17 protein-coding genes are annotated in these 15903 nt (G+C 33.5%); 2 read left to right on the top strand and 15 right to left on the bottom strand.

The annotated features are described in order from the left end of the window. Positions 1 to 143 precede the first annotated feature (143 nt). The 4 genes from AABD74_RS04295 to AABD74_RS04280 all read right to left on the bottom strand — a co-directional run bounded on the left by AABD74_RS04295 (position 144) and on the right by AABD74_RS04280 (position 3120). A complete protein-coding gene (locus AABD74_RS04295; RefSeq protein ID WP_406844778.1) occupies positions 144 to 620 on the bottom strand; it encodes a methylated-DNA--[protein]-cysteine S-methyltransferase in 477 nt (158 codons plus the stop codon). A 165-nt stretch (positions 621 to 785) separates the two neighbouring features. Next, positions 786 to 1619 (bottom strand): NAD-dependent epimerase/dehydratase family protein, encoded by an 834-nt coding sequence (locus tag AABD74_RS04290; protein WP_406844777.1) that lies wholly within the window; start codon positions 1617 to 1619, stop codon positions 786 to 788. A gap of 164 nt (positions 1620 to 1783) precedes the next feature. Further along, the gene (locus AABD74_RS04285) at positions 1784 to 2233 is read right to left on the bottom strand and encodes an N-acetyltransferase family protein (protein ID WP_406844776.1); all 450 of its coding nucleotides are present in this window, start codon (positions 2231 to 2233) and stop codon (positions 1784 to 1786) included. Then, positions 2218 to 3120 (bottom strand): LysR family transcriptional regulator, encoded by a 903-nt coding sequence (locus tag AABD74_RS04280; protein WP_232679971.1) that lies wholly within the window; start codon positions 3118 to 3120, stop codon positions 2218 to 2220. The genes AABD74_RS04285 and AABD74_RS04280 overlap by 16 nt, the downstream gene beginning before the upstream one ends. Before the next feature lie 146 nt (positions 3121 to 3266). Between AABD74_RS04280 and AABD74_RS04275 the strand changes: the two genes are divergently transcribed. After that, complete coding sequence (locus AABD74_RS04275; protein ID WP_232679972.1) at positions 3267 to 3662, top strand: rhodanese-like domain-containing protein; 396 nt, start codon at positions 3267 to 3269, stop codon at positions 3660 to 3662. A 255-nt stretch (positions 3663 to 3917) separates the two neighbouring features. On the opposite strand, the gene AABD74_RS04270 is transcribed toward AABD74_RS04275, so the two are convergent. From AABD74_RS04270 to AABD74_RS04260, 3 genes are read right to left on the bottom strand one after another with little or no spacing between them, the layout of a single operon-like run. Then, positions 3918 to 6314: a M28 family peptidase gene (locus tag AABD74_RS04270; protein ID WP_406844775.1), complete on the bottom strand. Its 2397-nt coding sequence runs from the start codon at positions 6312 to 6314 to the stop codon at positions 3918 to 3920. 9 nt (positions 6315 to 6323) lie between these two features. Then, positions 6324 to 6671 carry a hypothetical protein gene (locus AABD74_RS04265; RefSeq protein ID WP_232679976.1) on the bottom strand — a complete coding sequence of 116 codons (348 nt, stop codon included), beginning with the start codon at positions 6669 to 6671 and terminating at the stop codon, positions 6324 to 6326. A 3-nt stretch (positions 6672 to 6674) separates the two neighbouring features. Next, on the bottom strand, positions 6675 to 8198 hold the full coding sequence (locus AABD74_RS04260) for a carbon-nitrogen hydrolase family protein (protein WP_232679977.1): 1524 nt from the start codon (positions 8196 to 8198) through the stop codon (positions 6675 to 6677). Between the two features lie 176 nt (positions 8199 to 8374). Between AABD74_RS04260 and AABD74_RS04255 the strand changes: the two genes are divergently transcribed. After that, positions 8375 to 8707, top strand: coding sequence for a single-stranded DNA-binding protein (locus AABD74_RS04255; RefSeq protein ID WP_232679978.1), 333 nt, complete (start codon positions 8375 to 8377; stop codon positions 8705 to 8707). Between the two features lie 80 nt (positions 8708 to 8787). Here the strand turns inward: AABD74_RS04255 and AABD74_RS04250 are convergent, their stop codons facing one another. The 8 genes from AABD74_RS04250 to AABD74_RS04215 form a co-directional block, all read right to left on the bottom strand. Further along, entirely contained in the window at positions 8788 to 9480 is a 693-nt protein-coding gene (locus tag AABD74_RS04250; protein ID WP_406844774.1) for a DUF2461 domain-containing protein, read from the bottom strand. 91 nt (positions 9481 to 9571) lie between these two features. Then, on the bottom strand, positions 9572 to 9757 hold the full coding sequence (locus AABD74_RS04245; RefSeq protein WP_232679980.1) for a hypothetical protein: 186 nt from the start codon (positions 9755 to 9757) through the stop codon (positions 9572 to 9574). Between the two features lie 83 nt (positions 9758 to 9840). Beyond that, positions 9841 to 10359 (bottom strand): ferritin, encoded by a 519-nt coding sequence (locus tag AABD74_RS04240; protein WP_232679981.1) that lies wholly within the window; start codon positions 10357 to 10359, stop codon positions 9841 to 9843. A gap of 94 nt (positions 10360 to 10453) precedes the next feature. Further along, a complete protein-coding gene (locus tag AABD74_RS04235; RefSeq protein ID WP_406844773.1) occupies positions 10454 to 11911 on the bottom strand; it encodes a hypothetical protein in 1458 nt (485 codons plus the stop codon). A gap of 159 nt (positions 11912 to 12070) precedes the next feature. Further along, positions 12071 to 13201, bottom strand: a complete 1131-nt coding sequence (locus AABD74_RS04230; protein ID WP_232679983.1) for an OmpA family protein — start codon at positions 13199 to 13201, stop codon at positions 12071 to 12073. 108 nt (positions 13202 to 13309) lie between these two features. After that, positions 13310 to 13942, bottom strand: coding sequence for a chloramphenicol acetyltransferase (locus AABD74_RS04225; protein ID WP_232679984.1), 633 nt, complete (start codon positions 13940 to 13942; stop codon positions 13310 to 13312). Further along, positions 13939 to 14649 carry an HAD family hydrolase gene (locus AABD74_RS04220; RefSeq protein ID WP_232680002.1) on the bottom strand — a complete coding sequence of 237 codons (711 nt, stop codon included), beginning with the start codon at positions 14647 to 14649 and terminating at the stop codon, positions 13939 to 13941. The genes AABD74_RS04225 and AABD74_RS04220 overlap by 4 nt, the downstream gene beginning before the upstream one ends. Before the next feature lie 320 nt (positions 14650 to 14969). Beyond that, entirely contained in the window at positions 14970 to 15854 is an 885-nt protein-coding gene (locus AABD74_RS04215) for a DMT family transporter (protein WP_073485877.1), read from the bottom strand. Positions 15855 to 15903: the final 49 nt, after the last annotated feature.

The following is a 15903-nucleotide window of genomic DNA, read 5'->3' as shown; positions in this document are numbered from 1 at the left end:
GGATATAAATGTACAATAATTTGATTTTTTCGGACACGAATTTTTTAATTGAATGAATTTTCTTCAAATAAAGAGATTTTTTGAATCATAATTATGAAAGAAGAAAATTAGTGGAAATTCGTGGAATTCGTGGCGAACACTTTTTAAAACAAACTCTGTTGTGGAGAAGGACTTTCGTGTTCGAGAAGCCATTTTTTGCGGGACAATCCGCCGGCGTAACCGGTCAATGAACCATTTGTGCCAATAACTCTGTGGCAGGGAACGACAATCCAAAGCGGATTTTTACCATTTGCAGATGCAACCGCACGAATTGCTTTTATATCGCCCAGTTTTTTGGTTTGATCCATATAACTTACCGTTTTACCGTACGGAATTTCCAGTAATGTTTTCCAGACTTTCTGTTGGAATTCTGTTCCTTGCGGATTTAGTTTTAAATCAAAATCTTTTCTTTTTCCTTCGAAATACTCTTCAAGCTGTGAAACAGCATCTTTTAAAACTTTTGGTATTTTCTTTGAAACTTCGTTTGTTCCAGCATCAGAAACAGAGATTACTGCAATACCATCTTCATCTCCAACTATTTTGGTGATTCCTAAAGGCGAATTAACATAAACTGTTTCCATAGTTTTAACCGTAAAAAATTTTACCGCAAAGACGCGAAGGTATCGCAAAGTTCGCAAAGTTTTTTTTAAACCATATAAGTTATATAAGTAATTTAAGTTTTATTGTTTTAAAGTCCACAAAGTTTAACACGCTTTATTTAAATGAACTTATATAACTTATATGGTTCAATAATTCTCCAGCTTAAATTGATAATTTAAAATGGTTTCGATTTTCTCGCTTAAAATAACCTTTTTGATATTTGATTTTTCAGAACTGAATTTTGGTAAAACTAAGTTTTGTTCTTTGGCTTTTTGAGTATAATAATCTTCTCTTGTTGGATGAAAAGGTGCAGCGGCGTTGAAAACTTCATTCCATTTGGATTGGTTTATGATTTCTTCAATAATAGCGATGCAGTCATTTTGATGAATTAAATTTATTGGAGCATCGGGATTTTCGAGGTTTTCTTTTCCAGCTAAAAACTTGACCGGATGTCGGTTTTCACCAATTAATCCCCCGAAACGCAGGATTGTGGTTTCGAAGTTTTGATTTTTTTGAAGAATTGCTTCTGCTAAAACCAATTGTTTTCCACTTTCGGTATCAGGATTTAGTGTTGTTTCTTCTGTAATAAATTCATTTTCATCTCCGTAAACCGAAGTTGAGCTTACAAAAATGACTTTGGAAATACTTGATTTCTCTATAAACGGAATTAGGTTTTCGATTTTCTGAACAAAAGCCTTGTTTGAATCTGAAGAAACAGCTCGCAATTTTGGCGGAATGTCAATAATCAGGATTTCGCTTTCGGCTAAAAAATCAGTAATGTTTTTAGAACTATCTCCATTTTTAAGTATTCCTTCGACTTCGCTCAGGATGACAAGAAATGGATTTATTCCAGCGTCTTTTAAAATAGAAAGTTTATTTTCAGAAGTTGTTGATCCTTTTACCAAATTTCCTTTTTTGATTAGTTTTTTAGCCAGCGGCAGTCCGAGCCAGCCGCAGCCTAATATGCTTATTTGTTTCATTTCTTTTTTGAGGTTCAAAGGTTATACGCAGTAGCTTGTCATCCTGAGGAACGAAGGATCGCTCAAGAAGCTCTCCATGCTAAGTCGCCAATCTTTGTTGAGTTCCTGGTGTGATCCTTCGTTCCTCAGGATGACAAAATTGACGAAAACCGGATATTTTAATTTTACAAACTTAGTGTAAATCTAACTTTGTCTTTTCCTTTTGCGCCAATTCTGTTATAAAATTTAATTGCTCTTGTATTAAATTCAGGAGTTTGCCATTGAATGTTGACGCAGTTATTTTCAACCGCAATTTCTTTTAGCTTTTCAATTAAAACTTCTCCAATTCCGAAACTGCGGGCTTCTTCTTCCAGAAATAAACAATCCATGTACATAAAAGTGGCGGCGTCCCAGGTTGAATAATCAAAAGTATAGGAAACATAACCTACAATTGTTTCTTTTACAGCAACGACTAAACAGAACAGTTTTGGTTTTTTGCTGAAAATAGCTTCTTTTAATTTTTCTTGTTTTCCTTCTGGAGAAAAATCAGCTTTCTCGAATTCAGCGTGTTTTTGGCAGAGAATAACTAGTTTCGGTAAATCGCCTATTTCACAATTCCTTATTGAATATTCCATTGCAGATTAATTTCGTTTTGTAGAAAATTAATAAAATGCTGAAAATAATCCGGATAAGTTTCGTTTGCTCTCGTCGCTATGAAATGTTTTCGTTTTAAGCCGTTTTTACCCACTTTTACCGCTTTAATTGGATTATTCTTTAAATGTGGCTGCAATGCCCATTTTGCCATCGACATAACGCCCATATCGGCTTTTACCATTTCAAGAGAAGCTTCTGTTAACGGAAGCGGTGTTACCTTTTTCGGCGTTACTTTGGCTGGAGCCAAAACAAACTGATGAATTGTAACGGTTTCCATCGGAAGGGAATGAATTATTAAATGTTCGTTGATGAAATCTTCGGCAACGACATATTTTTTATCTGCCCAAGGATGATTTTCTGAAACCGCCATCACAACTTCATCCTGAAAAAGCTCGGTATATTTTATATGATTGTCTTTAATTGTATCGCTTACAATGGCAATGTCAATCGTGTTTTCTAAAAGTTTTTGCAGCGGAATATGTGTCGCTTCGGTTATAATTTTTAGTTCAACATTTGGGTATAAAAGGTGAAACTGTTTTAAAACTGGCGGAAGCCAGTGATAACTCGAGAAACATTCGGTACTGATTCTGATTTCGCCATATTCTCCATAAACCATTTGTTTGATCTGTGATTGTGTCTGCGAAAGTTTATCGAGAATTTCATTTGCTAATTCGTATACTTTTTCGCCTGCTTTTGTGAGGACCAGTTTTTTGTTTGTTCTTAAAAAAATGGCTGTACCCAATTGATATTCTGCTTCTTTGAGCTGATGACTCAAAGCCGATTGTGTTAAATGAAGTTTGTCAATTGCTTTTGTAATGCTTCCTTCTTCAACAATTGCTTTTATCAATTTTAAATGACGTATTTCCATTTTTTGAGATTTATATACAAAGGAACAAAATTTTAGACTGGCTTTTGCATGAAAAAAACTAATGCGGTTCATGAATTCTTTTCGTTTTTATGATATAGAATGAGCTGCTACTTTTGAAAAAACAAAATCACTAAAACTATAGAAAAATGGAAGAGCAAATTAAATTTTACGAGCATAAACTGGCTTTCGAAATGGATCCGTCTGATTTATTTGATGCTTTGAATAATGGTGAAAAAGTAATGGCGCTGGATGCCAGAAAAGCTTTTGGGTTTGAAGCAGAACATATTCCGGGTGCGATTAATATTCCGCATCGCGAAATGTCGGCAGAAACAACAAAACATTTAGATAAAGATATTTTGTATGTTACGTATTGCGACGGAATTGGCTGCAACGCTTCGACTAAAGGGGCTTTGAATATGACAAAATTAGGATTTAAAGTAAAAGAACTAATTGGCGGAATCGAGTGGTGGAAGTTTGACGGATATGCAACTGAAGGTGCAAAAGGAATTAAAACAGGCTTAAAAATCGAATGTGCTTGTTAAAAAGAAAAGCAGACTTTTAATACAAAGTCTGCTTTTTTATATGTAAAGATCTGCCAATCGTTTTATTATTACTACAGTTACAATTATAATTCCAATTAGAAGGTAAATGGTTTGATTAATAGAATCATATTGAAGGAAAAAATCTTTTTTTGAAAAACTTTTTTTAGAGTTCAATGATCTATACATGATACAGCATAAAACAAATAGTAAAAGGAATAACGTTGTTAAATCTGGACCTTCCAAATTATATATTTATTATTCAGGCTTTATAACCGGTTTTATTAAACTGTCTTTTGCAATAACTGCACTATCTTTTGCCGGAGCGGGTTGTATCGGCGGGTTTACAGGAGCAGTATATCTTTTAATTTTTTGCTGAATCATGACCGCATCATTTAAAACAAATGGCGTTGGCATCATCCAGTCACTTCTTGGTTTCACTTTCAATAAAGGATTTGTCATCAAATCGAATGAACTTTCAATTAAATCCATATCAAAAATAGACGATTTATTAATGTAGAAATCCATAACAAGCGGTTCGTTCCCTACAACATAATAACACAGAACACGTATTCCGTCGCGTTCTAAACGATTTGTTTTTTCGCCAGAAGTTGAAACGCCGTTAGCTTTAAAGTTGTAAAACGTCATTTTTGGATTTGCATAAATATCATAACGGTTTACCTTTCTATTTGGAGTTATCTGGATTTTTAAATATCTGTTATTTCCAATAACACTGTCTTTTAAAAATGCAATTGTTGGTTTTGGAACATCGATAACTGGAGCAATCGCACTGTGTGTAAACGTAGAATTGTATTTGCTGGTAATTGGAAGACTATTTAAACCTGGAGCTTTTTGATTTTTTTCTCCTAAATACGATTTAGTCCAATCGTCAAGATTTACATCATAAGTTGCCCAAAGTGCTGAGTTTGTATTGGCATTATAAACGTAAAGTAAACTGTTTGATTTTGCTTTTCCGTGTTCGTATCCTGAATTATATCCGGCATAGATAAAAAAGTAAATAGAAGCGGCGAAGAAAACCATAATCCAGGCTCCTTTTTTAAAGAAAGTATTAAAAATTGGTAATAATAACCCGAAAAGAAGAACGGTTAAAACTGCACTTCCAAAAAGTATTTTTAATCCTAAACCAATAGGGAACATGATAATAAACGGTGCAATAATAGCTAAAGCCGGAATACTGAAAATTAAATTTAAGCCCAAACTGTAATGCTGCGTAAAAACGAAGATTCCAAATAAAAGAATTCCGAAATAAACAGGAATAATTAAGAATCCGGCCCCGGTTAAACTGTTTGCTAAAAATGCATTTATTATAATCCAAAGTAACAATGGTGCTACGAAATGGTTCATTGTGATTTTAGCATCAGAAAAATGATGGTAAAAGGCAAAACAAATCGCAATACTTAATGTTACAAATGCACCAATGTAAGCATGGCCGTTATAAGTGAAACCGTTTAATAAATCAGAATATTGCGGATAGATTTCTAATATAATTTTCCATCCTAAAAAAGTTACTAAACCAGCTATAATTATAGACCCTAAAAGAGGAACAAATCCTTTAAATATTTCTCTTAAAGTAATCATTCTTTTGGCTTTTCCAATAAACAGGAAAACTACTAACAAACCAAAAGCGATTAAAGTCATTGGCATTACCCATGAAAACGGATAACTTATGAAAGAAAACGGAGCGCTGAAATAAACATAATCTTCAGTTGAAGCAGTCTGATTTAAATCAGCATTTGCGAAGTATCTTAATAATGGCATCAAATAAGAACCCTGATGCGCGAGAGTCATTTTACTTAAGTGCTGAACATCGTCCTGCTGTGTGTGATAATTGTAATGCCCATCGATAAAAGCAAAATTAAACCCCTGAATATTTCCCTGTTCTCTAAAAACGGTTAAGTCAGTATCATTTGGAAGCATTTTATAAATGCTGTACATCAATGAGTTTGATACCGGGTAAGAGGCTTTTGCTTTTGTAAATTCCTGTACAAGCGCCTGGTTTCCTTTGTTGGTTTCCATCAGCATATAACTTGGTCCAGAAGTTCCTCTTGCTTCAAAGTTTAAAACCAAACCAACATCTTTTGCCCAAGGATGTTTGTTTACAAAAAGTGCCGCGCCGTTTAAACCTAGTTCTTCAGCATCTGAAAAAAGAATAATAATATCATTTTTTTGAGGTTCTTTAGCATATAAAAAAGCCCTGATTCCTTCTAGTATTGTGGCAACTCCAGATGCATCGTCGCTTGCACCTTTTGAAAAAGAATGCGGTGCACTGTCGTAATGAGAAAGCAACAAAAGTGCTTTTGAATTATTTGTTCCCTTGATTCTTGCAAGAATATTTTTAGATTTTACTAAAATCCCTTTATCATTAAGAGTAAAACCTTCCTGAACACTCGTTTCTAATCCAATTCTGTTTAGCTCCAGTTTAAGATAATTAGCTACCAATTCATGATTTGTCGAACCCACATAATGCGGTTTCTGAGCGATAATTTCGACTTGATTTAAAGCTCGTTCAGTAGAAAAATCAGCAAGTGCCTCGTCATTTTTAGATATATACTGCGGCATCATTGTAGCATAAATGATACCTAAAATGGCTAGAATTAAGACAACTGCCAGAATCGAGGTGGGGTTTTTTCTCATGATGAATAACTAAATTTCTTTTTTAACAAGCATAAAATAATCATTGTCCAAAGAGCGATATCCTTGGTCGTACAAGAAATAGTAGGTGTTTCCTGTTTTGGTTTGCAAGATATTAGTAAAGAAATCAAAATCAAAACCTTTATTAATCATTTTCTCCCTTGTTGCTTTTGATTTTCCGTCAACATTTAGCTCTGACAAAATACGGTAATTTTTTCGTAATTTGTTGTTTACATTTCGCATGAAATTGTTGCTGTCTTTGTTTATTTTATTGTTGTAGGCATTTCGGCAATTGTCTGAGCAAAACTTTTTATCTTCCCTGCCTACAAGTTTTTCAGAGCATTCAAGACATGTTCTCATCTATTACGTTTTTTTAATTTGATATAAATCTGTTCTTCTGTCTTTTAAAATTCGTACGCTTCCGTGTTCATGAAGATCTTTCAATAAATCTAAATCGACATCAACAATCAGTGTCATTTCGGTATTTGGAGTTGCTTCTGCTTTGATTCCGTTACTTGGGAAAGCAAAATCAGAAGGTGTAAAAACCGAAGCCTGTGCATATTGAATGTCCATATTGTTTACCTTCGGAAGGTTTCCAACGCAGCCGGCAATGGCAACATAACACTCATTTTCGATGGCGCGTGCCTGCGAACAATGTTTGACACGAGTGTACGCATTTTGTGTATCGGTTAAAAACGGAACAAAAAGAATATTCATTCCTTCATCTGCTAATAATCTTGAAAGCTCCGGGAATTCGACATCATAGCAAATCAAAATTCCAATTTTACCGCAGTCTGTATCGTAAGTTTTAAATTCAGATCCGCCTTTCATTCCCCAATGATGCACTTCATTTGGGGTAATGTGGATTTTGTAATACATCTCAGAAGTTCCGTCTCTTTTGCATAAAAAACCAACATTATACAAAACACCATTCTCCAGGTGCGGCATACTTCCGGTTATAATATTGATATTGTACGAAATAGCAAATTCCTGAAAACGCTTTCTAATTGGATCTGAGTGTCTGGCCAATTCCCGAATTGCTTCGGCTTCAGATAAATGATTGAAATCGGCCATTAAAGGCGCCGTGAAAAGTTCTGGGAATAAGGCAAAATCACTTCCGTAACCGGAAACAACATCGATAAAAAATTCGGCCTGTTCAAAAAGTGCTTCAACATTATTGAGCTGACGCATCTGCCATTGAATTAATCCCAATCGAATAATACTTTTTTCAGAATTAATCAATTTCGGGCTTTCATCATAATAAACATTGTTCCATTCTAAAAGAACCGCAAATTCTTTTGATTCTTCGTCACCTTCCAAATAATTTTTGATGATGCGAAGAACGTGGAAATCATTGCTTAACTGAAAAGAAAGAACAGGATCATGAAGTTCTTTATCTTTTACTTTTTCAATATAATTTCTAGGCGTAAACTTTTTTGAGTATTGATTGTAATTCGGAATCCGGCCGGCAAAAACAATAGCTTTTAAGTTTAATTGTTCGCAAAGCTCTTTTCTGGCATCATAAAGGCGTCGGCCTAAACGCAGTCCGCGATAGTTCGGATGAATAAAAACATCAATTCCATATAAAATTTCGCCGTCGGGATTATGAGTCGAAAAAGTATAGTCGCCAACAATTTGTCTGTAATTGTGTCTTTTATCAACTAACTTTTCATCGACAATAAGCGATAATGCCGAGCCTACAACAACGCCGTCGACCAAGATTACCAATTGTCCTTCGGGAAATATTTTGAGTAATTTTTTTATATCAGTTGATCTCCAATAATTGTTGGCCATTTCAGGATACGATTCTACCATTGAATTTTTCAATTGTTTGTAATCTTCAAATGCAAGGTTTCGTAACTCTACTTTTTTAATTTCCGTCTGCATATATCGTAGGATTTATCTCAAATGTAGCAAAAATAAATTCCATTTACAAACGCTTACAAATAATTACAACCGAAAGTAAATAGTTTACAGCCGAATAATTTAGGAGAACGGCCGCACCTTTGCCTCGTTGAAATTAATCAGCGAATTTATATATGAACATTTAAATAGTATACGCCATGAATGCAATGAAAAACAGAGTACAACTAATTGGTAACGTAGGACAAGATCCTGAAATTAGAACATTAGAAAACGGAAAAAAACTGGCTCATTTGAGTATCGCAACAAATGAAACTTACAAAAATGATAAAGGTGAAAAGGTAGAACAAACCGAATGGCACCGTGTTACGGCCTGGGGAAAAACAGCCGAAATCATTGAGAGATTTGTAGTGAAAGGTAAAGAAGTGGCAGTAGACGGAAAGTTAACGCACAGAAGTTACGATGACAAAAATGGAGAAAAAAGATATGTTACCGAAGTTGTTGTAAATGAGATTTTACTGCTGAGTAAATAATCGTCGATTAAGCTCAACCAAACCCGACAGGTTTTTAAAATCTGTCGGGTTTAACTTTTGCGATAAAATATAATTACAGTCTATAAAACCGAAGCTCCATTTATATCCGTTGAAAGTACTTCGCTCATATAATCAAAAAAGGGTCTCATGTTTTTGAAAGTTTCTAAAGCCTGTTCTAAAAACTGCGGATTCAGAACTTCTTCATCTGTAAATCGCTTGATGATCAAATATTGTTTGAAACGAAGTAAATCTATGGCTTCGTGATCTTTGTCAAAACCTTTTGGTGCTGTTTTAAGCTGTTCGCCTTGCAAGACTCCAAAAGTGCTTTTAAAAGATTTTGAGTTTAATATTTCTTTAAATGCTTCAGGATTGTGGGCAAATTCACTTCTTATTCGTTTTAGATCAGCAGCATTTGGTCCCCAAAAACCGCCAATTAGCGAAGTGTTTCCTTTTTCGATATGAAAATAATACCCACCTCGTCGTGCGCTTGTGGCTCGTTTATAACTTCCGCCCCAATAAGCCTTAAATGGAGTTTTGTCTTTAGAAAAACGAATGTCGCGATAAATTCTATAAACGCTTCTTTTTCCAGATTGAGTTTCTAAAACATCAGTTTTTGAAAGTTCCTGCAGAAGGGCTTCTGCAAATGCTTCAATGTGATTTAATTCGGCCAAATACTTTGGTTTATTCTCTTCAAACCAGGGTTTGTTATTGTTTTGTTTGAGCTGATATAAAAAATCAAGACTCGATTTTGGTATAGTGATTTGGTTTTTCATAATGGAATAGAAGACTCTTTTTAAAATCAAAAGACGAATATAATTAAAATTAAAAACCCACCAGATTTCTTGGTGGGTTTTCTATATTTCGTTAAGCAGTTTTTTTAAATAAATCAAACATAGGACAGCGTGAGCAGCGTTTCTTTTCACTTTTCTTATATTTCTCACAACAAGAAGATTTACAGTTTTCAATCTTCTTAATTTTATCAAGGATAGCTGCGTTCTTTTTTTTCTTTTTATCCTTTTTTTTGTCCGTGTCTTTTTCTTTCTTGCCCAATTTTCCTCTGTATTATTAAAAACAGGGACAAATATAAACGAAAAAAGTTATTTTTAAATATTCTAAATAAACTTTAACTTTTTTTATTTTGGATTAATGGCAATTGAGCTTGTAACTGTTAATTGCTGAATATCACGGTCGAACAAGTAAAGTCCGCCTTTGTCGTCTCCAATTAAGTTAATTTTGTCTAAGATAGATTTAGCTGTTGCTTCTTCTTCGATTTGTTCAGAAACATACCATTGTAAGAAATTATGTGTTGCATAATCTTTTTCTTCAAAAGTAATATGCACTAATTCGTTGATAGATTTCGAAACAAAAAGTTCATGATTATAAAGTTCCTCAAACATTTCCTTAAATGTATTATAAGATGTTTTTGGCGCTTTTAGATCTGTAATCTGAGCGTGTCCTCCGCGTTCGTTCACATATTTTACTAATTTAAGCATATGTGCGCGCTCTTCATCTGATTGTGTGTACATAAATTGAGCGATTCCCTCTAATCCGTGTACTTCAGCCCAACAAGCCATAGAAAGATAAGTTTGCGAAGATTCTGCTTCTATGCGGATCTGCTTATTTAAAGCTGTTTCAATATTTTTTGATAGCATAATGATGTCTTTTTTGTAAAATTAGAAAAAATAATTCAAACCATTTTTTGAAACCGCTAAAACATTGAGACATTTGGATTAATTCTCAATAAATTTAACGGGCTTTAATTTGCCCAAAAGATGCCGGTTTTGAAAATACAGCCTTATTCATAATTGGATTTCCATTATCTTCCCTAATAAAGCCGTCTGTGAATTTACGAATTATAAATTGCTTTTGAGTGTCGTCATAATAGCTCAAAATAGAGTAGTCTTTTAGCTTTATAATGTTTTGAAGCAATATATTTTTATTGGTTCCTAAATAATAAAAAATGTTGTCAATTGCCAGAGGTTCTGATTTTACCGTAGTCGAAAAATCATTATTCTCGTTCATTACGGCATCAAAGAAAACCATTTTGTTTTGCGAATAATACGAATTTCCGGCATCATAAAAATCATTTTGCCCGTACTCAAAATTAGAAACAATGTATTCTATATAGCCGCCAAATGTTATATAATTGTTTTTCTTATTCTCTAAAACAGAAACTCCAACACTTAAATCTGATAGTAGTTTTAGGAATTTAGCCGTAGTTTTTAATTCCTGAGGCTTATTATTGTTTACCTGAAGAAATAAAGGAGAATTTTTAAAACGTATGGTGTCGTTTTTTGATAACGAAATGTTTTTAATCATTTTTCCTGACTCAAAATCTTTTATGTCAAACAAAAACTCCTCGCTGTTTGCCTTGATTTGATAGAGTTTGTTTTGATTATAAAATGAATTGGAAGTTTTAGAGGTTTTGAGAGAAACAGGCTGATCAAAATTTTTCTCTGTAACTTCAAGTGTTTTTATGTTAAGATCGAAAACCTGTGTTTTTTTAAAACTATAGTCAAATGTCAAAATAATATGATCGTCGAGAACATACATTTTGTTTATGTTTGAAGCTTTATCAAGAGGATTAAAATCATTTAATTCCATTTTTTGAATGGGATAATATCGAATAAGTGAGCTAAAAGTCAAATTTTGTCCTTTTTCGGTTTGAAATTTAAAATCAGAAAAGTCGAACATTTTTATTTCACAGTTTCCATTTTTAAATTCATAAAGCAGGAGATGCTGCTGGCTTTTTTCTTTGGCCAGAACGTAAAAATTATTGTTTTTTTGAAAACTCGTTATAATGTATTCATTGCCTTCTGGAAAATCGAAATTTAAAGATCGCGAAGTTTTTGTTTCCAAAAAATATTTAACGATTCTGATATTTCTTGAATTTTGTGAACTCCAATAAAGCAAGGGATTACCATCATCGTTAATACTGCAGCCAATTAATGTTCTGTTTTCTATATTTTTTATAGAATCTGTAAATTGATTGGTGAGGAATAGCGATTTATTGTATTTTAAAATATTGATCTTTTTATTATCTGCCGCAAAAACATAAATATCATGCGTTTTTACATCTTCGACATTTAAAATTTGACCATCTTCAAGAGGATTGTTTAAATTTAAGGGAAATGAATTCAATACTGTTTGGCTTAACAATACTGATTTAGAAAGTAAAAGCAAAAAAAGTACAAGTTTTTTCATGAGTTTTTATGGGCAAATATTATTCCAAATTTAATGAAATTATTGAGATTATGATTTAAGCATAGAAAGCAGGAAATTGATTTTGAAATAAAAAAGAATAAAAAAAAAGCCCGAAAGTTAATTCTTTCGGGCTTTTGAATTATTTACTTTTTAAAGAAATTATTTTACTCTAAAAGTAACTCTTCTAGCTAATCTTCTAGCTTCTTCTGAGTTTTTCTCTACAGATGTATCTGCACCTGCAGGAACAACATTTAATCTTGAAGACGCGATTCCAGCTTGTGTTAAAATCTTTTTAACATTTTCTGCTCTTGCATTTGATAGTTTTTCATTGTATTCTGCTTTTCCAACTTGGTCAGCATATCCAATAACATCAAGAGACGCTGATGGGTTTTTTCTTAAGTAATTTAAGATAACATCAATTGCAGCTGTTGAGTTTTCAATTGGAGTCGATTTGTTGAAATCAAAATAAACACTGTAGTATTTATCATTGATCATATCTCTAACAATATCTTTGTCTGTTACCACATTATTTGTAACAGGTTTCTCTACGACAACTTGTTTTTCTGGCATGTTTTTGATTTTGTTTTCAAGATCAGCGATTTTGCTGTCATACGCAGAAAGATCAACATTTTCAGAAACTACAGTCCAGTCAGCATGTTTAGCGTTTTTACCTAAGTAAACGTTTAATCCAACAGTACCATTGAAAATTAATCCTGAGAAACCTCTGTTTCCTGGAATTGCTGCTCCATCAAAAGTACGATCTTGTGATGCATTAAAGATTGTAGAGAAATCTCCAGTTAAAGCAACTCTGTTTGATAATTTTACTTGTCCGGTTACACCAGCAATAAAGTTAGTCATTTCGTCTGCTCCTCTAAAATTGTCGCTTCTTAATTGAGCATAACCAAAACCAGCATGTCCCAATAATCCAATTGTGTTAGTAAAAGTTTCAAAATTCATGATACGACCTAAGTTAGCCACACCTTGTAAGTCTACTCTATAGTATCTTGAATCAAAATCTAAAGAGCTGCCTTTGTTAGTAAAACTGTCGTAACCAAAATCAGCTTTTAAACCGAATTTGTTATTAAACATGTAACGTACTCCAAGATCACCAACCCATGGGCTTGGTGTGCTTGTAAAATTGCCATTTGAAAATGGTTTTTGAGGTTTGTTGAAACCTGCCCCAAATTCGACAGACCATTGATTAAAGTTTTTTGCACTATTGTTTTCTGTTTGTGCATTAACGCCCGTTAAGCCTAAAGCAAATGCCAGAATAATTACAGATTTTTTCATTGTAATTTGAGTTTTTAAATTTTCCCCAAACCAACAAATTTAATATCGCTTAGCTATTCCAGTAAAAGGTTTTATAGTATTAAAATAAGACAAAAAGTAAGATTAGTATTATTTTTTATTCATCTGATTTTGAAGCATATCCACAAATTGACCTACGTGTAAGCCGTCCATTAAAGCATGATGCACGTGAACAGACATCGCAATCGTGCGTTTTCCTGTCTCAAATGTTATCATTTTGCCAAAAGAAATTTTAGGACAGCTGTCCGGAAATGTAAAACTTCTGGCGTGTGAAAGCGATGTGAAATTCAACCACGGAATTGCCGAAAAATGAATTACATTATCATCATTAAAAGATCGGGTGAAAAGTCCGGTTGTATTTTGAACACGTTCAATTTCTGTCAAGGCATTTTTTTCAAAGATTTTAAAATCAGGGTTGTATTCAATTAATGAAAATCCGAAAGTGCCGTCTTCCCTGCCAATTGTTGCCGAAACATCTATGCGATCATTAATGTATATTTTGTCTTCGGCAATTCTATACTTAAAATTTTCGATCGCATTTACGGCAGTCAGCGTTTTATGTAAATAGAAAATGAAAAAAGAAACGTTAAGCTCTTTGGCAGTTTCATAAGCTTTGGTGCAGTCAATTTCGACAGTTGCACCAAAAAATGGTTCTTCCATTTGTTTAAAATGTGCAAAATGCTCTTTTCGGTTCCAGTTTTCTAAGTCTAAAAGTGTTTTCATTTTATTAAATTATGGACTACTTCTGTAATCTTTTCGAATGAACTAAAACGTTCGTGTTCGACTTTATGGTTTATTTTTTCGTGTTCCCAAGTGGTATGAAATGGGATATGAACGGCATAACCGCCAATTTCTAAAACAGGCAGGATATCTGATTTTAATGAATTTCCAATCATCAAAAATTCATGTGCCTGAATATCTAGACGGCCAAGAAGTTTCTCGTAATCAATTTCTTGTTTGTCTGACATTACTTCGATATGGTGAAAATAATGTCCCAAACCAGAGCGGTGGAGTTTGCTGTGCTGATCTTTTAAGTCGCCTTTTGTGGCAACTACCAATTTGTATTTACCGTGTAAAGCCTGCAGCGTTTCTTCGATTCCGTCCAGCAATTCGATTGGTTTTTCAAGCAGTTCTTTTCCGTACTGAATTATTTTTTCGATCACTTCAACCGGAATTGTATTGTTTGAAATGTTCATTGCCGCTTCGATCATTGAAAGAATATAACCTTTAATTCCGTATCCATACAAAGATAAATTTGCAATTTCGATTTTAAATAATTCCTGCGAAATACCCTGATGCGAAAGATAATCTTCCATCAAAGCACAAAACTTGTGTTCTGTTTCCTGAAAATAAGGTTCGTTTACAAATAAAGTATCATCGGCATCAAATGCGATTACTTTTAAGTTTGGTATTTTGCTTTTGTGTAACATATGTTTTTTGTTTCAGGTTTTTTGTTTTTGTTTCAAGTTTCAGGTTTTGCCACGAATTACACGAATTGCACTAATTTTTTTGCCACAGATTAAAATGATTTTAAAGATTTTTTTAAATCTGCTCAAATCTGCGTGAAACTTTTTTTCGCCACGAATTGCACTAATTTCCACTAATTTTTTTGTCCTTCCAATAGCTTCGGGAATAAATGATTTAAGATTTTTTTAAATAAATCTGCTCAATCTGCGTGAGAACTTTCAGAAGTTAATTAGAAAAATCAATCTGCGTAAACCCGTTTAATCCGTAAAATCCGCGGGTCAATTTATTTAGAAAACAGTCTTTTTAAAGAAATTGTCTTATCATAAAAAGTAATTCGGATTCCGAAAAGCAAAACGATTCCGCCGAAAACCATTTGTAAAGTTATTTTTTCTTCTAAAAATAACCAAGCTAAAATAGAGGTAATTACAGCCTGACTCAATAAACTCAATGAAACTCTGGTTGCACGCATGTGCTGTGTGGCATAACTAATCGAAAGCCAGGCACACAATTGGCAAATTACGGCTTGAAGAACCAGTACAAACCAGCCTGTATTTGAAAATCCTGTAAAAGGTTCGTTTAAAGAATAGCAAAGAATTCCCAAATAAACGCTCGAAGCCAATAAACTAATGGTCATAAACGATAAAACATCGACTTGAGAAAGTACATTTTTACTGACCAAAAGATAAATCGAATATAAGATTCCGGATAAAACGGCAAACAGAAAAGCCTGATTGAAGTTGAGATCGATAAAAAACTCAAATCCAACTAAAGTTACCATTCCGAATAAAGAAACGATTGTACCAATCCAGAAATTTGTCGCTGGTTTTGATTTCAGAAATAAAAAAGAACCAATTCCTACCCAAACCGGAGATAAATTTGTTAATAAAGAAGCCTGAGTTGCACTCGAATCCTGAATGGCAATATTCCAAACTGCAACATCCGAAGAAAATAAAACCCCGCAAAGCATTGCCAAAAGTGCAAATTTTAAACTCGGAAGTTTAAAGTTTTTACTTAAAACAACATATGGCAAAAGCAAAACAACTGCGAAAAACATTCGGTAAAAAGCAGAAATTAATCCTGGCGTTAAACGTAATTTAACCAATATAGGAAAAATCGAAATGCAGAGTATACCGCAGATTAAAGCTAATCTTGGTTTGGTGATTTTCATTATTATATTTTTTGCTAAGTTCTTGTTTTTAATAATGTGAATCAAGGAA

The sequence above is a fragment of the Flavobacterium soyae genome (assembly GCF_045348165.1).
Classification (GTDB): Bacteria; Bacteroidota; Bacteroidia; order Flavobacteriales; family Flavobacteriaceae; genus Flavobacterium; species Flavobacterium soyae.
The sequence above is the reverse complement of the archived record's forward strand: the minus strand, read 5'-3'. Positions and strand labels throughout refer to the sequence as shown.